17 protein-coding genes are annotated in these 19,040 nt (G+C 42.5%); 9 read left to right on the forward strand and 8 right to left on the reverse strand.

Features of this window, described 5'->3' with window-relative positions; genetic code table 11:
- Positions 1–3: 3 nt before the first annotated feature.
- A complete protein-coding gene (gene ftsY, locus PTE_RS07150) occupies positions 4–1,326 on the reverse strand; it encodes a signal recognition particle-docking protein FtsY (protein ID WP_036844476.1) in 1,323 nt (440 codons plus the stop codon).
- Between the two features lie 227 nt (positions 1,327–1,553).
- On the opposite strand from ftsY, the gene rsmD reads away from it, so the two are divergent.
- Together rsmD and PTE_RS07160 are read left to right on the forward strand one after the other, a co-directional pair.
- A complete protein-coding gene (rsmD, locus tag PTE_RS07155; RefSeq protein WP_036844479.1) occupies positions 1,554–2,138 on the forward strand; it encodes a 16S rRNA (guanine(966)-N(2))-methyltransferase in 585 nt (194 codons plus the stop codon).
- Positions 2,139–2,161: 23 nt separating this feature from the next.
- Complete coding sequence (locus PTE_RS07160) at positions 2,162–2,425, forward strand: DUF1145 family protein (protein ID WP_036844481.1); 264 nt, start codon at positions 2,162–2,164, stop codon at positions 2,423–2,425.
- 127 nt (positions 2,426–2,552) lie between these two features.
- Here PTE_RS07160 and PTE_RS07165 read toward each other — a convergent pair whose 3' ends face one another.
- Both PTE_RS07165 and PTE_RS07170 read right to left on the reverse strand, forming a co-directional pair.
- Positions 2,553–3,734, reverse strand: a complete 1,182-nt coding sequence (locus tag PTE_RS07165; RefSeq protein WP_051477236.1) for an MFS transporter — start codon at positions 3,732–3,734, stop codon at positions 2,553–2,555.
- Positions 3,713–4,522, reverse strand: coding sequence for a HesA/MoeB/ThiF family protein (locus tag PTE_RS07170; protein WP_241826109.1), 810 nt, complete (start codon positions 4,520–4,522; stop codon positions 3,713–3,715). Before PTE_RS07170 ends, PTE_RS07165 begins: the two co-directional genes overlap by 22 nt.
- Before the next feature lie 671 nt (positions 4,523–5,193).
- Between PTE_RS07170 and PTE_RS07175 the strand changes: the two genes are divergently transcribed.
- Entirely contained in the window at positions 5,194–7,467 is a 2,274-nt protein-coding gene (locus PTE_RS07175; protein ID WP_036844484.1) for a zinc/cadmium/mercury/lead-transporting ATPase, read from the forward strand.
- 186 nt (positions 7,468–7,653) lie between these two features.
- On the opposite strand, the gene tusA is transcribed toward PTE_RS07175, so the two are convergent.
- A complete protein-coding gene (gene tusA, locus PTE_RS07180) occupies positions 7,654–7,908 on the reverse strand; it encodes a sulfurtransferase TusA (RefSeq protein ID WP_036844486.1) in 255 nt (84 codons plus the stop codon).
- 185 nt (positions 7,909–8,093) lie between these two features.
- Between tusA and PTE_RS07185 the strand changes: the two genes are divergently transcribed.
- Positions 8,094–8,768: a 7-cyano-7-deazaguanine/7-aminomethyl-7-deazaguanine transporter gene (locus PTE_RS07185; RefSeq protein WP_036844488.1), complete on the forward strand. Its 675-nt coding sequence runs from the start codon at positions 8,094–8,096 to the stop codon at positions 8,766–8,768.
- Between the two features lie 248 nt (positions 8,769–9,016).
- The gene (locus PTE_RS07190) at positions 9,017–10,117 is read left to right on the forward strand and encodes a glycerol dehydrogenase (protein ID WP_036844491.1); all 1,101 of its coding nucleotides are present in this window, start codon (positions 9,017–9,019) and stop codon (positions 10,115–10,117) included.
- Positions 10,118–10,241: 124 nt separating this feature from the next.
- On the opposite strand, the gene PTE_RS07195 is transcribed toward PTE_RS07190, so the two are convergent.
- The 3 genes from PTE_RS07195 to PTE_RS07200 all read right to left on the reverse strand — a co-directional run bounded on the left by PTE_RS07195 (position 10,242) and on the right by PTE_RS07200 (position 11,326).
- Positions 10,242–10,673, reverse strand: a complete 432-nt coding sequence (locus PTE_RS07195) for a DUF29 domain-containing protein (RefSeq protein WP_036844492.1) — start codon at positions 10,671–10,673, stop codon at positions 10,242–10,244.
- Between the two features lie 70 nt (positions 10,674–10,743).
- The gene (locus PTE_RS25610; RefSeq protein ID WP_152962676.1) at positions 10,744–10,917 is read right to left on the reverse strand and encodes a hypothetical protein; all 174 of its coding nucleotides are present in this window, start codon (positions 10,915–10,917) and stop codon (positions 10,744–10,746) included.
- Positions 10,895–11,326, reverse strand: a complete 432-nt coding sequence (locus PTE_RS07200; protein WP_036844494.1) for a DUF29 domain-containing protein — start codon at positions 11,324–11,326, stop codon at positions 10,895–10,897. The genes PTE_RS25610 and PTE_RS07200 overlap by 23 nt, the downstream gene beginning before the upstream one ends.
- Positions 11,327–11,870: 544 nt before the next feature.
- On the opposite strand from PTE_RS07200, the gene glpT reads away from it, so the two are divergent.
- The gene (gene glpT / locus PTE_RS07205; protein WP_036844496.1) at positions 11,871–13,223 is read left to right on the forward strand and encodes a glycerol-3-phosphate transporter; all 1,353 of its coding nucleotides are present in this window, start codon (positions 11,871–11,873) and stop codon (positions 13,221–13,223) included.
- Positions 13,224–13,402: 179 nt separating this feature from the next.
- The gene (gene glpQ / locus PTE_RS07210) at positions 13,403–14,479 is read left to right on the forward strand and encodes a glycerophosphodiester phosphodiesterase (RefSeq protein WP_036844498.1); all 1,077 of its coding nucleotides are present in this window, start codon (positions 13,403–13,405) and stop codon (positions 14,477–14,479) included.
- Between the two features lie 41 nt (positions 14,480–14,520).
- Here the strand turns inward: glpQ and epmA are convergent, their stop codons facing one another.
- The gene (epmA, locus tag PTE_RS07215) at positions 14,521–15,498 is read right to left on the reverse strand and encodes an elongation factor P--(R)-beta-lysine ligase (protein ID WP_036844500.1); all 978 of its coding nucleotides are present in this window, start codon (positions 15,496–15,498) and stop codon (positions 14,521–14,523) included.
- A gap of 1,022 nt (positions 15,499–16,520) precedes the next feature.
- Here epmA and frdA point away from each other — a divergent pair.
- Positions 16,521–18,311 carry a fumarate reductase (quinol) flavoprotein subunit gene (gene frdA, locus PTE_RS07220; RefSeq protein WP_036844503.1) on the forward strand — a complete coding sequence of 597 codons (1,791 nt, stop codon included), beginning with the start codon at positions 16,521–16,523 and terminating at the stop codon, positions 18,309–18,311.
- Positions 18,304–19,038, forward strand: a complete 735-nt coding sequence (locus PTE_RS07225) for a succinate dehydrogenase/fumarate reductase iron-sulfur subunit (protein ID WP_036844505.1) — start codon at positions 18,304–18,306, stop codon at positions 19,036–19,038. The genes frdA and PTE_RS07225 overlap by 8 nt, the downstream gene beginning before the upstream one ends.
- Positions 19,039–19,040: the final 2 nt, after the last annotated feature.

Below are 19,040 nucleotides of genomic sequence, written 5' to 3' on the forward strand. Positions count from 1 at the left end.
TAATTAATCCTCTCGGGCAAAAAGTGCCTCTATAAAATCATCTGCCTTAAATGGCCGCAGATCTTCAATTCCTTCACCGACACCAATATAACGGATAGGAATTTCAAACTGATCAGCAATGGCAAAAATCACCCCACCTTTGGCAGTCCCATCTAGTTTTGTCAGTGAGATACCTGTCAGCCCAACAGCTTCATGGAACAATTTAGCCTGACTTATCGCATTCTGGCCGGTGCTGGCATCCAATGTCAGCATAATTTCATGTGGCGCATCTTCGTCCAGTTTTTTCATCACCCGGACAATTTTCTTCAACTCTTCCATTAGGTGAGATTTATTCTGCAAACGACCTGCGGTATCTGCAATCAGTACATCTACACCTTTCGCTTTAGCTGATTGAATAGCATCGAAAATCACGGAAGCGGGATCAGCACCAGTATGCTGCGCCACCACCGAAATATGGTTGCGATCCCCCCATACTTGTAACTGTTCAACCGCAGCTGCCCGGAAAGTATCCCCAGCTGCCAACATGACCGATTTACCTTGCGCCTGAAACTGACGTGCCAATTTACCAATTGTTGTCGTTTTACCAACACCATTAACACCAACCATTAGAATGACATACGGTGCTTTTCCTTCGATATCCAGCGGTTTATCGACTTTAACCAGAATGCCAGACATCTCTTCTTTCAATTTGGCATACAATGCTTCCGCATCTTTTAACTCTTTACGGCTGGCATGATCTGTCAGGCTGCCAATGATTTTGCGGGTAGTATCAACACCAACATCAGCAATCAATAACTGCTCTTCCAATTCATCAAACAGATCATCATCGATCTTTTTACCACTGAACAGACTGAGAAAACCGGAACCCAGATTCTGACGAGTTTTACCCAAACTGCGTTTCAAACGAGTGAAAAAGCCCTCTTTAGTGGGACGCTCTTGCTCTTTTGATATAGCTGGCTTTGACTGTTCAGTTTGTACCTGTTGTACAGTTAATCTTTCGGCTTCTTCAACAAGACGCTGTTGTTCTGCCTGCTCCGCTGCCAATCTTGCTGCTTCTTCAACAAGACGTTGTTGTTCCGCCTGTTCCACAGCTAATCTTGCAGACTCTTCGGCAAGGCGCTGTTGCTCTGCCTGCTCCGCCGCTAATCTGGCTGCTTCCTCAACAAGGCGTTGTTGTTCCGCTTGCTCCGCCGTTAATCTTGCAGACTCTTCGGCAAGGCGCTGCTGCTCTGCCTGCTCTGCTGCCAATTGTTCTTCTTTTTGCTGTTCTTCCTGACGGCCACGCCCGAACCAGGAGAAAAAGCCTCTTTTTTTCTCTTTTGCCATTAGCCACTACACTCCTCAAGGTTAAATCATGGCGTTATAACAGTGAATAATAACGAAATTAGACGCAGTCTAACATTTTCGTAGTAGCGCAATACATATCAATCATGTATTTCATGGTAAATTAATGCCAGCAAGTCTTAACGCGTATTTCCTTTATCTGACATGTTCAAAAATATGTCTCGGTTATGCAGCACTATCTGATGACTAATTATTAAGTTATGTAAATTATGGCAAAAAAACCACAACGGCAATCTATGGGACAAATCCGCATTATTGGTGGAAAATGGCGAGGCCGGAAATTACCTGTACCGGAAAGCCCCGGGTTACGTCCAACCACCGATCGCGTCAGAGAAACCCTGTTTAACTGGCTGGCTCCTGTTATTCAGGAAGCATGCTGCTTGGATTGCTATGCGGGAAGCGGAGCGCTCGGATTAGAGGCACTTTCCCGTTATGCAGCACAGGCTACGCTTATCGAATATGAACGTAATGTCGCAAAACAACTTTCCACTAATCTAGCTCTGCTTGGCGCTCAAAATGCCGAAGTCATTAACGACAGTGCGTTAAACTATTTATCTCCACCGGGAACACCCTATAATGTCGTTTTCCTTGATCCACCTTTCCGTAAAGGAATGCTTGCTGAAACAATAAAATTGTTGGAAGAACAGAATTGGCTGGCAGATGAAAGCTGGATTTATGTTGAGGCTGAATCTGAATCAGCGGCGACTGATGTGCCCGTTAACTGGCAACTTCATCGCGAAAAAATTGCCGGGCAAGTGGCATACCGGCTTTATATCCGCTACTTACCCGCATAATTATTATCTTGGAGTACACACTGATGTTTATTCAACTGGGCAAGCTGTTAATGGTCTGTGTTTGGGGATTTTTGGTATTTAACTTAATTCACCCATTTCCCAAACCATTGAAGTATTTTATGGATGTCGCCATGATTTTCATGGTGGTAATGCATGCATTTCAAATGCTGCTTATGAAAGCCAGCCAACCCAAGGACCAAAAACTTTCTGGCCTGATGCAAACCAAAATTTTCTTTTTTGGTGTCTTTGAGCTATTGGCAATGCAGAAAAAACAGCTAAAAAAATAAACCATCAGCGAAAAATGCCAACTTGTAGTAACAGGCAAACTGGCGAAAACGAATAAGCATAGATACCACCATTCGTTCATAGCCGCCCGCTTATCTTATTCTATGTTGGAAGAGATCCTTAGAGTGTTTACCTAAGCGATAATTTCAAGCTGAACACATAAAAAGCAATAACTATTGAAGACAAGATAATGAGTGAATATGACATTATTTGCCATCCAAAAGTTTCCGTAAGATATGCAACCACCGGAAAAAGTATCAAAACGATTAAGCGTGCAAATGTCGATAATAAAGAGTCAAATGTTGACCTTAAACTGGCATCAAAATAGCCATGATAAACGGCTCTCAGCCCCATTGTTAGATATTGATTACTACCAAACATAAAAATTAAAGCTATAGGTATTAAGTATGGATAATTTTCCCCTCCTAACAGGCATATTCCGGTGGAAACAAACATCAAAAGGAAGCCAAACCAAATCAGTTTTTTATTGTCACTGATTTTACTGATGATCCATCCTGCGACAGATTGAGCCATAAGAATAAAAACAAATAATATTCCATATGACAAAGAACCTTTAACTCCACCAGAAAACCCATAAAAAGCATAGGGTTGCCAATATTGAAGTAATATTTGAAAATACACTATATTTGAAACAACAGCGAAAAATACGAATAAGAAGTCTTTACTTCCTTTAATTAAAAGAGAATATATTTCCTTTATATCATTTATTAACCCTGATTTTTTCCCATCTACTGATTTAACCTTTGATTCAGGAAGCAAAAAGGAAAAAAACATCAATATAAAACTACCGAATCCGGCAAAAATCCATATCCATCGTGAATCTACATCACCTATCGCAGCGCCAATCATAGCGGCAATAGCCATAGACATATAATGATATTTACCGTTAATTCCCAGTATTCGATGAGTGTCTTTACCACCCTCTGATTGATATACATCAATCAAGTATGAGTTATATGTTCCACCTATTATCGTCAAAGAGATCGCATTAAAAAATTCGGCCAGATAAAAACCATACAAATTGGATGAAACTCCCGTTAAAACCAACCAAGCTCCACTAAAAAAAACAGAAATCGCTATCGCATATTTTCTACTAATCCTGTCAGCAAGATAAGACGTTGGTATATCCAATATAAAAAAAACGCTGGCCTGCATGGTTTTCATTAAACCAAGATCGACAAGAGATACGCCTTTGCTTAAAAGATAAATCGATGAAGTAGCACCAATGAGCATCCTCAAAGAATTAAAAATAACAGAATATGTTATTATTATTTTGGTTGAAGACCACATATATTACACCTTTCATTTTTAGGTATTTCTTGTGTTTCTATTTTTATTTTACGAGAGTGAATTCCAATTCTTCTATTCTTGCTAAGTATTTCACCATACCCTCCTAAGAATTTCATAACATCCCCAAAAGCATATGAAGCAGCTACCCCATTGACACTGGGGAAAGTGGCTGCTTTGAAATCAGAATTTATTGTTGTCAAATTATCTTGTAGCTCATCATCACAAACGTAATCAGGCACTATCTTAGAACAATTGAAGCAAGCTGTTTCTCCTGGAATGACAAAAGGGCCTATAACAGATATATCATTTATATACCCAACATTTAAATAAGGTTGTTTTTTTTCAAAGCAATAATCATTAACCCACCTAATCAGTTCAAATGGAGTATCAGCGGACACAATGAAAAGGTCAGATTTTTCTATTTTAGACAAATCATCCTTATGTTTTATCTCTAAATTCACCTTCTTTACATTTAGCTCTGAATTTCGTTTTAATAACTCTCTCTCTAATATGTCAATTTTAAGAGAATTTACATCTTCTTCCGAAAATAAAACTTGCCGAGTTAAATTATTTATCTCAATTATATCACTATCAACTATAGATATAGTACCAACTCCAGAGGTCGCCAGAAGATATGAAATATGATTTCCTATTCCCCCACACCCTATAATGGTAACGTTTGATTTACTTATTTTTTCCTGAACTTCTTTAGAGTTAGCACCTAAGTAATGATAATAGAGTACGTTTCTACTATACCTATCATCAGAATCAAAATATGAAGAACTCATCAGTGAATTTTTCTCTCTAAAAAGAGAAAGGGAAAAATTTATGTCATCCTCACTTACATCACTAACGTTATTCTTTATGTATTCATAGAGGTTATCACTACCCGTTTCTTTTTTTAGAAAAGAAGCGATTTTAACTAAAGATTCAAATCGCTTCTTCTATAGTATGAGTACTTGATTAGAACCTACACCAAAAATCCCACCAGATTCAAACCTTCCAGCTTGAATATATCTAGCAATCTTAACCATAAACAACCCTCTATTTATATGCTGGGTACTATGCCATAGAAATAACCTTCTACGGCATACAACATAATCATTATTAACGTAACTAGTTAGAAGCGATACTGATCATTTTTCCCCTCCCGAAACAAGAATGTTGATAAATTTCATTAACAAATCAATAACAATTCATTTATTCACATAATAAAAAACAAGTCAACAAAAATATTATCAAAGATAAGAACTATAACTGTACTTACCTTTCTCAACATAAAGATACACTCACAAAAGAGCTTTGCATCATGAAACCGATATTGCAGATGAAAATCAGTATCAATGATAGGCCACACAATTTACCAATTTATTTTCTCTTTTTTATTTGACTCTGGAGTAGGCTCCAAAGTGTAGAGTTTAGTCATTATCGTTGAATTGACTCTGCCAAGGGGGAGCCCATGCACTCAAACAAAAATAACACTCACCAACATAGCCACCAGCATGGAAGCTGTTGTGGTTCTACTGCCTGCACAGATCAGGCAAAAACCGTTAGTGAGCATTCACATAACCATGAACATGATAAGTCTTATTCACATGAGCACAACCATTCTCATGGAACACAAGAGACACAAGCGCCTGAGCTTTTAGCAAACCAGCGTTTTAGTTGGATTGTTAATGGCATGGATTGCCCAAGCTGCGCCCGCAAAATTGAAACGGCAGTCAGTAAAATTCCAGAAGTGAAACAAGCCAAGGTTCTATTTGCTACTGAAAAACTGGTCGTGGATGCCGATACAGATATACGTTCAGCAGTTATCAAAGCCGTTAATCAAGCTGGATTTGACTTACACAACCCAGATTCAAATCAGAAAGCACCAAAAAGCAGCCGTTGGAAAGAATTTACACCGATCATTATTCTTTCACTGATGATGCTAATAAGTTGGGGAATTTCCAATGTTAACGCCCCACTTGGTCGCATTGCCTTTATTATCACCACCGTAATTGGATTGGTACCTATTGCCAGCAAAGCCTGGCAGCTAATACGGTCAGGCACACCATTCGCTATTGAAACACTGATGAGCGTTGCAGCAATCGGCGCGCTATTTATTGATGCCACCGCCGAAGCGGCGATGGTACTGCTGCTGTTTATGCTTGGTGAAATGCTGGAATCCTACGCCGCCGGCCGTGCACGTCGAGGGGTGAGTGCATTGATGGCATTGGTCCCGGAAGAAGCGCTGCTGGTAAGAAATGGTGAGAAAAAAACTGTCCCGGTCGCAGACCTTCGCCCCGGCGACATTATTGAGGTTGCACCAGGCGGACGTTTACCGACTGACGCTGAATTACTCAGTTCATTCGCCAGCTTTGATGAAAGTGCTCTGACAGGTGAATCCATTCCGGTTGAACGAATACAGGGAGAAAAAGTCCCGGCAGGTTGTCTGTCTGTGGATCGTTCAGTACAGATGAAAGTGCTGTCTGAACAGGGTAACAACGCCATTGACCGCATCCTGCAACTGATTGAAGAAGCAGAAGAACGCCGCGCACCGATTGAGCGCTTTATTGATCGTTTCAGCCGGATTTACACGCCGCTGATTATGCTGTTCTCTGCGTTGGTTATTATCATTCCGCCCACTGTATTCAGCCAGCCGTGGGAAACCTGGATTTACCGTGGCCTTACTTTGCTACTGATTGGTTGCCCTTGTGCTCTGGTGATTTCCACACCAGCCGCAATCACCTCAGCACTTGCAACTGCAACCCGCAGGGGTGCACTGATTAAAGGTGGTGCAGCACTGGAGCAACTGGGCCGAATCACAACCATCGCCTTTGATAAGACGGGTACACTGACAGCCGGTAAACCACAAGTCACTGATGTACAACCAGTAGAAAATATCAACGAATCTCAGCTATTAGCGCTGGCTTCCGCAGTAGAAAGTGGCTCCCATCACCCACTGGCCAAAGCTATCCTGCAACATACGGAAAGTAAAAACATTAATGTTACTGAAGCTGATCATCGTAAGGCGCTGGCAGGTATTGGTGTTGAAGGTCAGTTAGACGGCAAACGCATTCTAGTCAGTGCGCCTGGAAAACTGCCAGAAAGCATTTTGTCCGATCGTTGGAAACAGAAAATTGCGCAATTAGAAGATCACGGTAAAACCGTTGTTGCCGTGATGCATGATGGGCAATTTACCGGCCTTATCGCTATGCAGGATACATTGCGTCAGGATGCAATAGACGCCATTCGTTTACTGAAAGATCAGGGTATAAAATCAGTGATGCTGACAGGTGATAACCCGCGTGCTGCGACTGCAATTGCGGGTCAGTTAGGAATAGATTTCCACGCTGGATTAATGCCGGAAGATAAAGTCAAAGCTGTTATGAAGCTGAATAAAGATCACAACACAATGATGGTCGGTGACGGCATTAATGACGCCCCCGCAATGAAAGCTTCCAGTATCGGTGTGGCAATGGGAAGTGGTACTGATGTTGCGCTGGAAACCGCAGATGCAGCATTGACTCACAACCGTCTGACCGGTTTGTCGGAAATAATTGCCCTTTCTCGCGCCACTCACAATAATATTCGCCAGAACATTGCTATTGCGCTGGGGCTAAAAGGGATCTTCCTTGTCACCAGTCTGTTAGGTATTACTGGCCTGTGGATGGCAGTACTGGCAGACTCTGGCGCTACCGCCCTTGTGACTGCAAACGCTGTCAGGCTACTGAGCATTAAAGCGAAATAATGAAATCTGTTTAGCTATACAGTGAGTGATTTCTGTAATATCAATAAGGATATGGGTCTTATTCCAAAGGTCAACCCATATCCTGTACTAATAAAACCTATCCCTGCAAGAGCGCATTTATTTTGATGTTGTCTATACGATTCACACAATAGAAATCCCCTTTTACATCTATATCTATAGGCATGTTCAGCGTTGACTCTCTTTTTTCCGCACCAGATAGCGATAAGGTGTCTGTTCCGTTTCTTGCGCAACAAGCTGATGCTCCATAAAACGGCAGAAACCGGGAATATCACGCGTGGTTGCCGGATCATCAGCAAGAATTAATAACATCTGCCCTGCTTCCATATGACGTACGGTTTTCCGTACCATCATCACAGGTTCAGGACAACGAAGTCCTTGTGTATCAAGAGTCTTATCTGGATTGGTAAAAATATCTGGCATAACTATCTCTGTAATTTCAGGTAACTTATGACGGTGGATTATATTATAAAAAAGCTATCAAAAATTAACTTTACAGGCAGACATTTTGATTTTTCAGGCAACAGACGTATCATACGAAGCGCCGTCAGCTAAAGCGGCAGCTATTTCATTGGGTTCCCTCACCCCATTATCCAAAAAGGTATAATATGCTTTTATTAACTACAACTACGCAGCAGCGAACGACTGCTTTGATTTGGCTTTCGTTATTTCATATCCTGATCATTATTTCCAGTAATTATCTGGTGCAATTACCTGTCTCTATTTTTGGTTTTCATACCACCTGGGGAGCTTTTACTTTCCCATTTATCTTTCTTGCAACAGATTTGACTGTTCGTATCTACGGCGCATCACTGGCAAGGCGAATCATTACTACTGTCATGATCCCTGCATTACTGATCTCTTATATTATTTCAGCTCTCTTCTTCCAAGGAGCGTGGCAAAAGTTTGCCGCGCTGTCTGAATTCAATCTATTTGTTGCCCGTATCGCTTGTGCCAGCTTTATGGCCTATTCACTTGGACAAATACTGGATGTATACGTCTTTAACCGCCTGCGCCAAAAACGTAACTGGTGGGTCGCTCCCGCCGTCGCTATGTTCTTTGGCAATCTGCTTGATACTCTTGCCTTCTTCTTTATCGCCTTCTACCGCAGTACCGATGCCTTCATGGCCGCTAACTGGGTCGAGATTGGGTTAGTGGATTACTGCTTTAAGCTATTAATATGCTTGCTCTTTTTCCTGCCAGCTTACGGTATTTCACTGAACCTGATTCTGAAGTATTTTTTCGCTTACCCGGCTGGCAATGCTCATATCCAGGTTCGCTGATTTTCATCTGCCCGGCAGATACCGGGCATAGATCAAAAAAATGCATATTTCCCGCGATAAAACGGGTATAACAACTTTATTTATCCATAATCAACCATTACTTTTTATCATACGGTGTTAATCTGTTAAGTAATTAAGTACTTTTTTCATCCGAAGCCAATTTCCTGGTCTGTCACATTCTGCTCCCTGTTTGTCAGGAAGATTTATACGGCAAACAGACATTGAGTTTCCACAAAAGGAGTATTTTTATGCTGAAAGTTATTCAATCCCCAGCCAAATATATTCAGGGACCTGATGCCCTGCTCCATATCGGTAAATACACAAAAACCATCGCCGACCATGTTTTTGTTATTATCGGTAACTCTGCTATGAAACTAGTGGGAGATACTGTTCATAGCAGCCTGGAAGAATCTGATGTTACCAGCCATTTTGAAGTGTTTGGCGGTGAATGTAGCCGTAATGAAATTCAGCGCCTGTCTGACATGCTTAAAAAACACGAATGCCAAGCTGTTATTGGTATCGGTGGCGGTAAAGTACAAGATACCGCAAAAGTAGTTGCTCACGAATCCAAATTACCTATTCTGATTGCACCGACTATCGCCTCTACTAACGCCCCAACCAGCGCTCTCTCTGTTGTTTATACTGATGACGGCGAATATGAGGATTATCTGTTTTTCCCAACCAACCCAGATATTGTACTGCTTGATACCAGTATTATTGCTAAAGCCCCAACCCGCTTCCTGATTGCCGGAATTGGCGACGCACTGGCAACTTACTTCGAAGCACGCGTCTGTCATGCAGGCCATAAGCCTAGAATGACCGGTGGTGGAATATCCCGCACAGCGATGGCTCTTGCCCATCTCTGTTACGAAACTTTATTGGAAGAAGGTTATAAAGCAAAACTGGCTGTTGAGGCAGGAGTCAGTACACCTGCGGTGGAAAATGTTATCGAAGCCATTACTTATTTGAGTGGCCTGGGCTTTGAAAATACGGGTGTAGCTGCCGCTCATTCCATACACAACGGCTTTACCGTATTGGAAGAATGCCACCATATGTATCACGGCGAAAAAGTCGCTTTCGGGGTATTGGTTCAACTAGTGCTGGAAAATAGCACAAATGAAGAACTGGATACTTTACTTGATTTCTGCGTGCAGGTCGGGCTACCGATTACGTTAGATCAGCTTGGCGTAAAAGATGGTGAAAAACTGAAAGAAAAAGTGATGGCAGTGGCGGAAGCCAGTTGTGCTGAAGGCGAAACCATTCACAACCTGCCTTTTGAAGTTACACCGGAAAAAGTGTATGCCGCTATTCTTACTGCTGACCGGATGGGACGCGACTGGCTGTATTAAACCAGAAAAGAGCGGGGAAACTTCCCGCTCTTATTTTGTTCGGACAACCGGAGTTCGGAATGAAAAAGCTGATAAATAACGCACTGACCAAAACCAGTGCGTCAGATAGACAAATGCGTCGACGTTATTCAGGCCAAAAATTCTCATCCAATATTTGCTCAAATGTCCAAAGGCAGGTTACAGGAAATACATTCTGATTAATCATCGTCTCCTTTTCTGCTAATCGACGAGCAGCAATGTAGGCTTTTTCCAAATGCTCATCCAACTTATTTCTCAGACTGGGAGATTCTTTCAAACATTCAGTAGCCTTATCCCTCTGCTCCTCAATAGTCAATTCCCAGCTACGCCCCCGGCGATTTGCCTGATATTTCCATTTCAACAAGTGTGCGAGTAAAATCTCCAGCCGGGACCGTAGTTCTCTGCGCTCACTTCGCCCCATCGCTTCTATTTCCTCAAGAAGATTTTCAGTATCCAGTTGCTCAAGATGACCAGAACGAAGCAAACTTGCCTGCTCCTGCGTCCAGCCATAAAAGTCACTGTCATAACGTGTTGTCATGATTCCTCCATTGGCATACCAGCTATACAATTGTGTAGCTGATTTAGTCTGTCAAATTATAACCACACCGTCAAAGTAATATATCATCGTTAAAATCGATTAACGGCTCATTTCCTATAGATTGCAGTGGAAAAATCAACACCGAAGTTTCCTTCGTCTGGAATAATGCATAAAACGCACTGACCAAAGCCAGTGCGTCAAGATAAACAAATGCGTCGGCGTTATTCAGGCCAAAAATTCTCATCCATGATTTGCTCAAACGTCCAGGGGCAAGTTTCAGGGAATACACTGCGTCTAATATTAGTTTCCCGCTCTGCGGCAATAATGGCATCACCATAAGCATCAGAGAAAATTTCACTAAGTTCTGATCTTAGGCTAGGATTTTTTTTAAGACGGCGAGCTATTTTCCTTCGTTGCTCTTCAATCGTCAATTTCCAACTTCTGCCTTGCCGTTCAGACTGAAATCGCCATTTTAGAAGGTGGAGAAACAGCACTTCAAGACGAGATTCCAGCTCGTTTCTTTGGCTATTTCCCATACTTTCTATTTCCTCCGAAAGGTTTTCCGTGTCCAATTGACTCAAATTGCCGGAACGAAGCAAACTTGCCTGCTCCTGCGTCCAGCCATAAAAGTCACTGTCATAACGTGTTGTCATGGTTCCTCCACTGGCATACCAGCTATACAATTGTGTAGCTGATTTAGTCTGTCAAATTATAACCACACCGTCAAAGTAATATATCATCGTTAAAATCGATTAACGGCTCATTTCCTGTGATGACATCCATTTCTCTGTCACAGGAAAACTGCCCATCATGCATAACGGCTTTCCAACCAGATTACTAGCTAATAATGTTCTTATCCTAAATAGAACAGGCAAAAAACTGGGTTTTTTGTTTGATAAAGAACAATAACGAACCAAAAACGCTCACCAACAATTAAGTAAAGCTCGTTATTGTGACAGTAGTCACAATTTCATTGGTAAAGTACGTTTTAAAAAGTTAACAAATCACTCAAAATCACCGCCAAGGCAAAACGATTTTAACAACTGAGTCTTGTCTCACAGATAGGTTGGGTTATTTCGACTATCATAATTTTCGTTATGGAAAATAATCACTTACAAAACCTCTCACTTTCCCATCCGGTGGCATTAGTCAACCGGTGAGTTGTTCACATAACCAAAAAGCCATCGGAGGCAAAATATGTTAAGTATTTTCAAGCCGGCGCTTCATAAGCCCCGACTGCCAACACAACAGATAGATCCACTCTATCGTCGCCTACGCTGGCAAATTTTTATGGGTATTTTCCTTGGTTATGCCGCTTACTATTTAGTAAGGAAGAACTTTGCACTTGCAATGCCTTATCTGATTGAACAAGGTTTTTCCAAAGGAGATCTTGGTTTCGCGCTATCAGGGATCTCTATCGCATACGGCTTCTCCAAATTCATCATGGGCTCCATATCCGACCGTTCTAACCCGCGAGTCTTTTTACCGGCGGGTCTGATTCTCGCTGCGGCTGTCATGCTGTTTATGGGCTTTGTACCCTGGGCGACTTCCAGTATCGCTGTTATGTTTGTGCTGCTGTTCATGTGTGGTTGGTTTCAGGGTATGGGTTGGCCTCCCTGCGGCCGTACTATGGTGCACTGGTGGTCACAGAAAGAACGTGGCGGGATCGTCTCCGTCTGGAACTGTGCGCATAATGTCGGTGGTGGTTTACCTCCATTATTATTCCTGCTGGGCATGGCGTGGTTTAATGACTGGAAAGCCGCCCTTTATATGCCAGCGTTCGCCGCAATTCTCGTTGCACTGATCGCTTTTGCCTTAATGCGTGACACACCTCAATCTTGTGGCTTGCCATCAATTGAAGAACATAAAAACGACTACCCGTCTGATTACACAGAGAAAAACGAAGAAGAATTAACAGCCAAGCAGATCTTCATGCAGTATGTATTACCGAACAAACTACTGTGGATGGTCGCTATGGCTAACGTGTTTGTTTATCTGCTGCGTTACGGTGTTCTTGATTGGTCACCAACCTATCTGCGTGAGGTCAAGCATTTCGCACTGGATAAATCTTCATGGGCTTACTTCCTGTACGAATATGCCGGTATCCCAGGTACATTACTGTGTGGCTGGATGTCAGACAAAGTATTTAAAGGTAACCGTGGTGCAACAGGCGTATTCTTTATGACATTAGTCACTATCGCAACTGTCGTATTCTGGCTGAACCCAGCCGGTAATCCAACTGTAGACATGGCTTGTATGTTGATTATTGGCTTCCTTATCTACGGCCCAGTTATGCTGACAGGTCTGCACGCTCTTGAGTTGGCACCGAAGAAAGCTGCCGGTACAGCCGCCGGCTTCACTGGCTTATTTGGTTACTTAGGTGGCTCCGTTGCAGCAAGTGCTATCGTCGGCTACACCGTTGACTTCTTCGGCTGGGACAGCGGTTTTATGGTGATGATTGGTGGTAGTATCCTGGCCGTTATTCTATTACTGATTGTCATGATCACAGAAAACAAACATAAACAGGAATTAGCCCGTCAGTATGGCTAATCACTGTCACTAAACTGTGATATATCACTGATAATATAACAAGCCGCGATATTATTTATGCCGCGGCTTTTCAATTTGTAAACTAAGAGATTGCCAGCAAGCAGCATTATTAATATAACAAGACAAGCAGCTTAATAGGATTGATTTTTACCTCATCGCTAAAACGGAGAAAAAACAATATGCAAACTCCAATCAAAACAATAGTCACAGGCATGATTTTAGCATCATCTATTTCGGTCATAGCGCAGGCGGCAGATAAGATTGTTATCGCTCATCGCGGTGCAAGCGGATACTTACCGGAACATACCCTGCCTGCTAAAGCTATGGCTTACGCCGAGGGTGCTGATTATCTGGAACAAGACTTGGTTATGACTAAAGATAACGAGCTGGTGGTATTACATGATCATTACCTTGATCGTGTGACTGACGTTGCAAATAAGTTTCCTGACCGAGCCCGTCAGGACGGCCGTTACTATGCCATTGATTTTACCCTGCCTGAAATCAAATCACTGAAATTCACAGAAGGCTTTGATATCAAAAATGACCAACAGATACAAAGCCATGCAAACCGTTTCCCGATGTGGAAATCTGATTTTCGGATCCACACTTTTCAGGAAGAGATTGAGTTTGTTCAAGGGTTGAATAAATCAACGGGTAAAAATATCGGTATCTACTCTGAAATCAAAGCACCGTGGTTCCATCGGCAAGAGGGCAAAGATATTTCCACTCAGGTGCTGGCAGTATTGAAAGAATATGGTTACACCAAGAAAAGCGATAAAGTTTATCTGCAATGTTTTGATGCCAACGAACTCAAGCGGATTAAAAACGAGCTTGAACCTAAGCTGGGCATGGATTTGAAACTGGTTCAACTTATCGCCTATACCAACTGGAATGAAACCTATGAACAAAAATCAAACGGCAAATGGGTAAATTACAGCTATGATTGGATGTTCAAACCAGGGGCAATGAAAGAAGTGGCACAATATGCCGATGGTATTGGCCCTGATTACCATATGGTTATATCGGAAGATTCCACACCAACCAATATTAAATTAACCGGTATGGTGAAAGATGCCCACGCTAATAATATGGAAGTCCATCCATACACCATTCGGGTTGATGCACTTCCTAAATATGCCACCAACGGCGATCAACTTTTCGATATTATTTATAACCAAGCGGATGTAGACGGCGTATTTACCGATTTTCCTGATTTAGGTGTGAAATTCCTACAAAAACAGCATCAACATAAGTGAGACAGATGCAAGCAGGGCGTCTTAATCAACGCCCTGTTGTTTTATGCCTTATTTACCGAAAAGGCAATGACATCACTGAGCCTTTCTGCACCTAAAGCCAGCATCACCAGACGATCAACACCAAGCGCCACACCGGCACACTCAGGTATCCCCTGTTTCAGAGCGCCAATCAAGTTTTCATCAATCGGCCGGACAGGTAAACCCAGCTCCGCACGTTTACGGTTATCCTGTTCAAAACGCTGACGTTGTTCATCACCATCAGTCAGTTCACGGAAACCATTTGCCAGCTCAACACCTTTGAAATAGACTTCAAAACGCTCTGCAACCCGATGATCTTCTTTACTGATTTCCGCCAAAGAAGCTTGAGAAGCAGGAAAATGGTAGATAAAAGTTGGCTTTTCAGTACCAATATGCGGTTCAACACCGACGGCAAACAAAAGTTGCAACAAAATATCCCGATCTTCCTCTGTATCAGCAATATTGCTCAGATCCAGTTTAGCGGCTACTTCACGCAATTTTTCTTTCTCTGCGGACAACGGGTCAATATCCAGATAACGCAGAAAAGCCTGCTGATAAGAGAGTGGCTCTGCACTTTCACAGTCCAAAATCTGCTGAAGTAAGTCATCAACCTCATTTATCAGACGATACATATCATAGTGAGGCCGATACCATTCCAGCATGGTAAATTCAGGATTATGATAACGACCCGCTTCTTCATTACGGAAGCAGCGGCTGATCTGATAAATAGGGCCACTTCCTGCCGCCAGCAGGCGTTTCATGTGAAATTCCGCACTTGTCATCAGATATAGAGTCATGCCATCTGCGGCGCCTGGACCAACAAACTCTGTCTGAAAAGAAAACAATTGAATATCAGTCACTGTAGACTGCCCCATCGCAGGTGTTTCAACTTCTAGTACCCCACGTTCTGCGAAAAAGCGTCGTATTTCTGCTAAAATAGCCGCCCGTTTCAACAAGTTGGCGATAGGTGCACTTGGCTGCCAGTTTGCTGTTTCGCTCATGTAAATGACTCCAAAATAAAACAAAACATGCAGTCTACCTGCATCACACATATCAGACAAATTATTACCGACTGATCATCCCGGAACAACTTAAATTGCCTTACCTCAAAACTACAGCAAATTTGCTATAGCCAGATATATCATTATCAGCTACCTGCCGAAATATTATCGTCAAATAAATACTAAAGTCATGAGAGATTTTACTTAATCACGACAAAAACGATGCTAGCCAAAATCACTATCTACTCAAACAGAGTTATCAATTTAAATTGGCAAAATACGTCTATATCAGTCTTATCCGGCTTAATATAATTAAGACCATTTATGTTAATCCGACTCAAATATTTTCCATTATCTGCCTGCAATGCGATAGTGTGATCTGATAGTGCCATCATATTCTATTGTCACATTTATTTATTAAATAACCACGAGTTATTTTCACATTTAAATTAAAAAAAACATAAGTCAAATAAAAAACATTCAAAATTATTAATTACAATATTATAAATAATTCTAAGAGAACATCTTTAACGTTTTATTTTATAATAAGTAATTATCCTTTTTAACTTAGTGTTATTAAATTACTCATCATATTATTTTAAAAATAAGAAAGAACACGTTTTTATAATATCGTTGAATTTGCATAATTTTTATATCAATACACAAATATGGGATAAGTCAAATTTACATTGAATAGCTTGAATGTTCAGCACCATAATTTCATACTATCATTATACTCAAACAACCGTTCTACAACCCAATTCTGGGTGACTAATTCCTGTCTCAGATCATGTTTTAGTGATCAAATCGGACAAAACACCCTTTCATATCAAATTTCCCTCGCTTGCCATTCGCTATACTTAATCCCACACAAAAAGTAACAAATAGCTATCCTTAATCGTTAAAGCACCGGATTTTACCTATAGAATCCTACTATATGAGAAACAATAACAACAACATTCAGGAAAGTTACCGACACTTTTATTTACTAACTCATTTCACTTAAACAATGGAGAAGCACAGTGCAAACCTTTAATGCCGATCTCGCTATCATCGGAGCCGGGGGAGCAGGTCTACGTGCCGCAATTGCCGCAGCTGAGGCCAATCCTCAAATGAAGATTGCTTTAATCTCAAAAGTCTACCCAATGCGTAGCCACACGGTGGCAGCAGAAGGCGGATCAGCGGCTGTCACTCAAGCTCACGACTCCTACGATTTCCATTTCAATGACACTGTATCCGGTGGTGACTGGCTGTGTGAACAAGATGTTGTTGAATACTTTGTCAAACATTGTCCGACAGAAATGATCCAACTGGAGCAATGGGGCTGTCCGTGGAGCCGTAGAGAAGATGGTTCTGTCAATGTGCGTCGTTTCGGTGGTATGAAGATAGAGCGCACTTGGTTCGCGGCGGATAAAACCGGCTTCCATATGCTGCATACCCTATTCCAGACTTCTCTGAAATCCCCCCAAATCCAACGTTTTGATGAACATTTTGTCCTCGACATTTTGGTAGATGAAGGACAGGTACATGGCTTGGTTGCACTGAATATGATGGAAGGCACCAAAATTCAGATCCGGGCCAATGCTGTTATTATGGCGACCGGTGGTGCAGGCCGTGTATACCGCTACAACACGAACGGCGGTATCGTAACGGGTGATGGTATGGGCATGGCATTCCGTCATGGCGTACCACTACGTGATATGGAATTTGTTCAGTATCACCCAACTGGCCTGCCAGGTTCCGGTATCCTGATGACCGAAGGTTGTCGTGGTGAAGGTGGGATTCTGGTCAACAAGGATGGTTACCGCTATTTACAAGATTATGGCCTCGGCCCTGAAACCCCACAGGGCAAACCTGAAAACAAATATATGGAACTGGGTCCCCGTGACAAAGTTTCTCAGGCTTTTTGGCATGAATGGCGTGCCGGTCGTACTATTTCCACTCAGCGTGGCGACGTGGTTTATCTGGATCTGCGCCATCTGGGTGAGAAGAAATTACTTGAGCGTCTGCCCTTTATCTGCGAACTGGCAAAAGCCTATGTTGGCGTTGATCCGGTTAAAGAACCCATTCCGGTTCGCCCTACCGCACACTACACTATGGGCGGTATTGAAACTGACCAGAAATGTGAAACCCGCATTAGAGGTCTGTTCGCTGTCGGTGAATGTTCTTCTGTCGGTCTACATGGTGCAAATCGTCTTGGTTCCAATTCTCTGGCTGAACTGGTGGTCTTTGGTCGTCTGGCTGGTGAAGAAGCAGTTAAACACGCTCAACAAGCCAAATCTGTCAATAACCGCGCACTGGATGCCCAGGCAAGTGATGTAGCTGCGCGTTTGAACAACTTGCTGAAACAGGAAGGAACGGAAAGTTGGTCGAAGATCCGTGATGAAATGGGTATCTCTATGGAGGAAGGCTGCGGCATTTACCGTACCCCTGAACTCATGCAGAAAACGATTGATAAGATTGCTGAGCTGAAAGATCGCTTCAAACACGTGAATATCACTGATAAAACCAGTGTTTTCAACACTGATCTGCTGTACACCATTGAGCTTGGCTTTGGTCTGGATGTAGCCGAATGTATGATTCATTCTGCGATAAACCGTAAAGAGTCCCGGGGGGCGCATCAACGTCTAGATACAGGTTGTACCGAGCGTGATGATGAAAATTTCCTGAAACATACGCTGGCTTTCTATCACTCTGAAAGTGCACCTCGTCTGGAATACAGTGACGTAAAAATTACCAAATCCACTCCAGCGAAACGAGTATACGGCGGTGAAGCAGCGGCACAAGAAAAAAAGGAGCAGGCGAATGGCTGATATGAAAACACTGAGAATGGAGGTCATGCGTTACAACCCGGAAAATGATGCTGAACCTCATTCTACAACCTATGAGGTTCCTTACGATGAACAGACCTCGTTACTTGATGCGTTAGGTTACATTAAAGACAATCTGGCCGCCGACCTCTCTTACCGCTGGTCCTGCCGGATGGCTATCTGTGGCTCTTGCGGCATGATGGTTAACCGTGTGCCGAAACTGGCCTGTAAAACCTTCCTGCGTGACTATCCACAAGGTATGAAAGTTGAAGCGCTGGCTAACTTTCCTATTGAGCGTGACCTGGTAGTGGATATGACTCACTTTATTGAAAGTCTGGAAGCTATCAAACCATACATTATCGGAAATGATCGTAAACCTTCTGAAGGTCCGAACATTCAGACTCCGGCACAAATGGCAAAATATCATCAGTTTTCTGGTTGTATCAACTGTGGCCTTTGCTATGCCGCTTGCCCTCAGTTCGGTTTGAACCCTGAGTTTATCGGACCGGCAGCAATTACTCTGGCTCACCGTTACAATCTTGATAACCGTGACCACGGTAAGAAGGAACGTATGCCACAACTTAACAGCCAGAATGGGGTATGGAGCTGTACTTTCGTCGGCTATTGTTCTGAAATCTGCCCAAAACATGTCGATCCGGCTGCCGCTATTCAACAAGGCAAGATCGAAAGTGCAAAAGACTTCATGATCGCCATGCTGAAACCACAATAAAG

Origin of the sequence: Photorhabdus khanii NC19, from assembly GCF_000517265.1 — a bacterium.
GTDB lineage: Bacteria > Pseudomonadota > Gammaproteobacteria > Enterobacterales > Enterobacteriaceae > Photorhabdus > Photorhabdus khanii.

Coding starts and splice junctions, on each gene's coding strand:
- PTE_RS07195 (WP_036844492.1), bottom strand. CDS start 10,673: ATGACAACACGTTATGACAGTGACTTTTATGGCTGGACGCAGGAGCAG.
- glpT (WP_036844496.1), top strand. CDS start 11,871: ATGTTAAGTATTTTCAAGCCGGCGCTTCATAAGCCCCGACTGCCAACA.
- ftsY (WP_036844476.1), bottom strand. CDS start 1,326: ATGGCAAAAGAGAAAAAAAGAGGCTTTTTCTCCTGGTTCGGGCGTGGC.
- PTE_RS07185 (WP_036844488.1), top strand. CDS start 8,094: ATGCTTTTATTAACTACAACTACGCAGCAGCGAACGACTGCTTTGATT.
- PTE_RS07200 (WP_036844494.1), bottom strand. CDS start 11,326: ATGACAACACGTTATGACAGTGACTTTTATGGCTGGACGCAGGAGCAG.
- PTE_RS07175 (WP_036844484.1), top strand. CDS start 5,194: ATGCACTCAAACAAAAATAACACTCACCAACATAGCCACCAGCATGGA.
- PTE_RS25610 (WP_152962676.1), bottom strand. CDS start 10,917: ATGAGAATTTTTGGCCTGAATAACGCCGACGCATTTGTTTATCTTGAC.
- rsmD (WP_036844479.1), top strand. CDS start 1,554: ATGGCAAAAAAACCACAACGGCAATCTATGGGACAAATCCGCATTATT.
- PTE_RS07225 (WP_036844505.1), top strand. CDS start 18,304: ATGGCTGATATGAAAACACTGAGAATGGAGGTCATGCGTTACAACCCG.
- PTE_RS07160 (WP_036844481.1), top strand. CDS start 2,162: ATGTTTATTCAACTGGGCAAGCTGTTAATGGTCTGTGTTTGGGGATTT.
- PTE_RS07165 (WP_051477236.1), bottom strand. CDS start 3,734: ATGTGGTCTTCAACCAAAATAATAATAACATATTCTGTTATTTTTAAT.
- PTE_RS07190 (WP_036844491.1), top strand. CDS start 9,017: ATGCTGAAAGTTATTCAATCCCCAGCCAAATATATTCAGGGACCTGAT.
- epmA (WP_036844500.1), bottom strand. CDS start 15,498: ATGAGCGAAACAGCAAACTGGCAGCCAAGTGCACCTATCGCCAACTTG.
- tusA (WP_036844486.1), bottom strand. CDS start 7,908: ATGCCAGATATTTTTACCAATCCAGATAAGACTCTTGATACACAAGGA.
- PTE_RS07170 (WP_241826109.1), bottom strand. CDS start 4,522: ATGAGTTCTTCATATTTTGATTCTGATGATAGGTATAGTAGAAACGTA.
- glpQ (WP_036844498.1), top strand. CDS start 13,403: ATGCAAACTCCAATCAAAACAATAGTCACAGGCATGATTTTAGCATCA.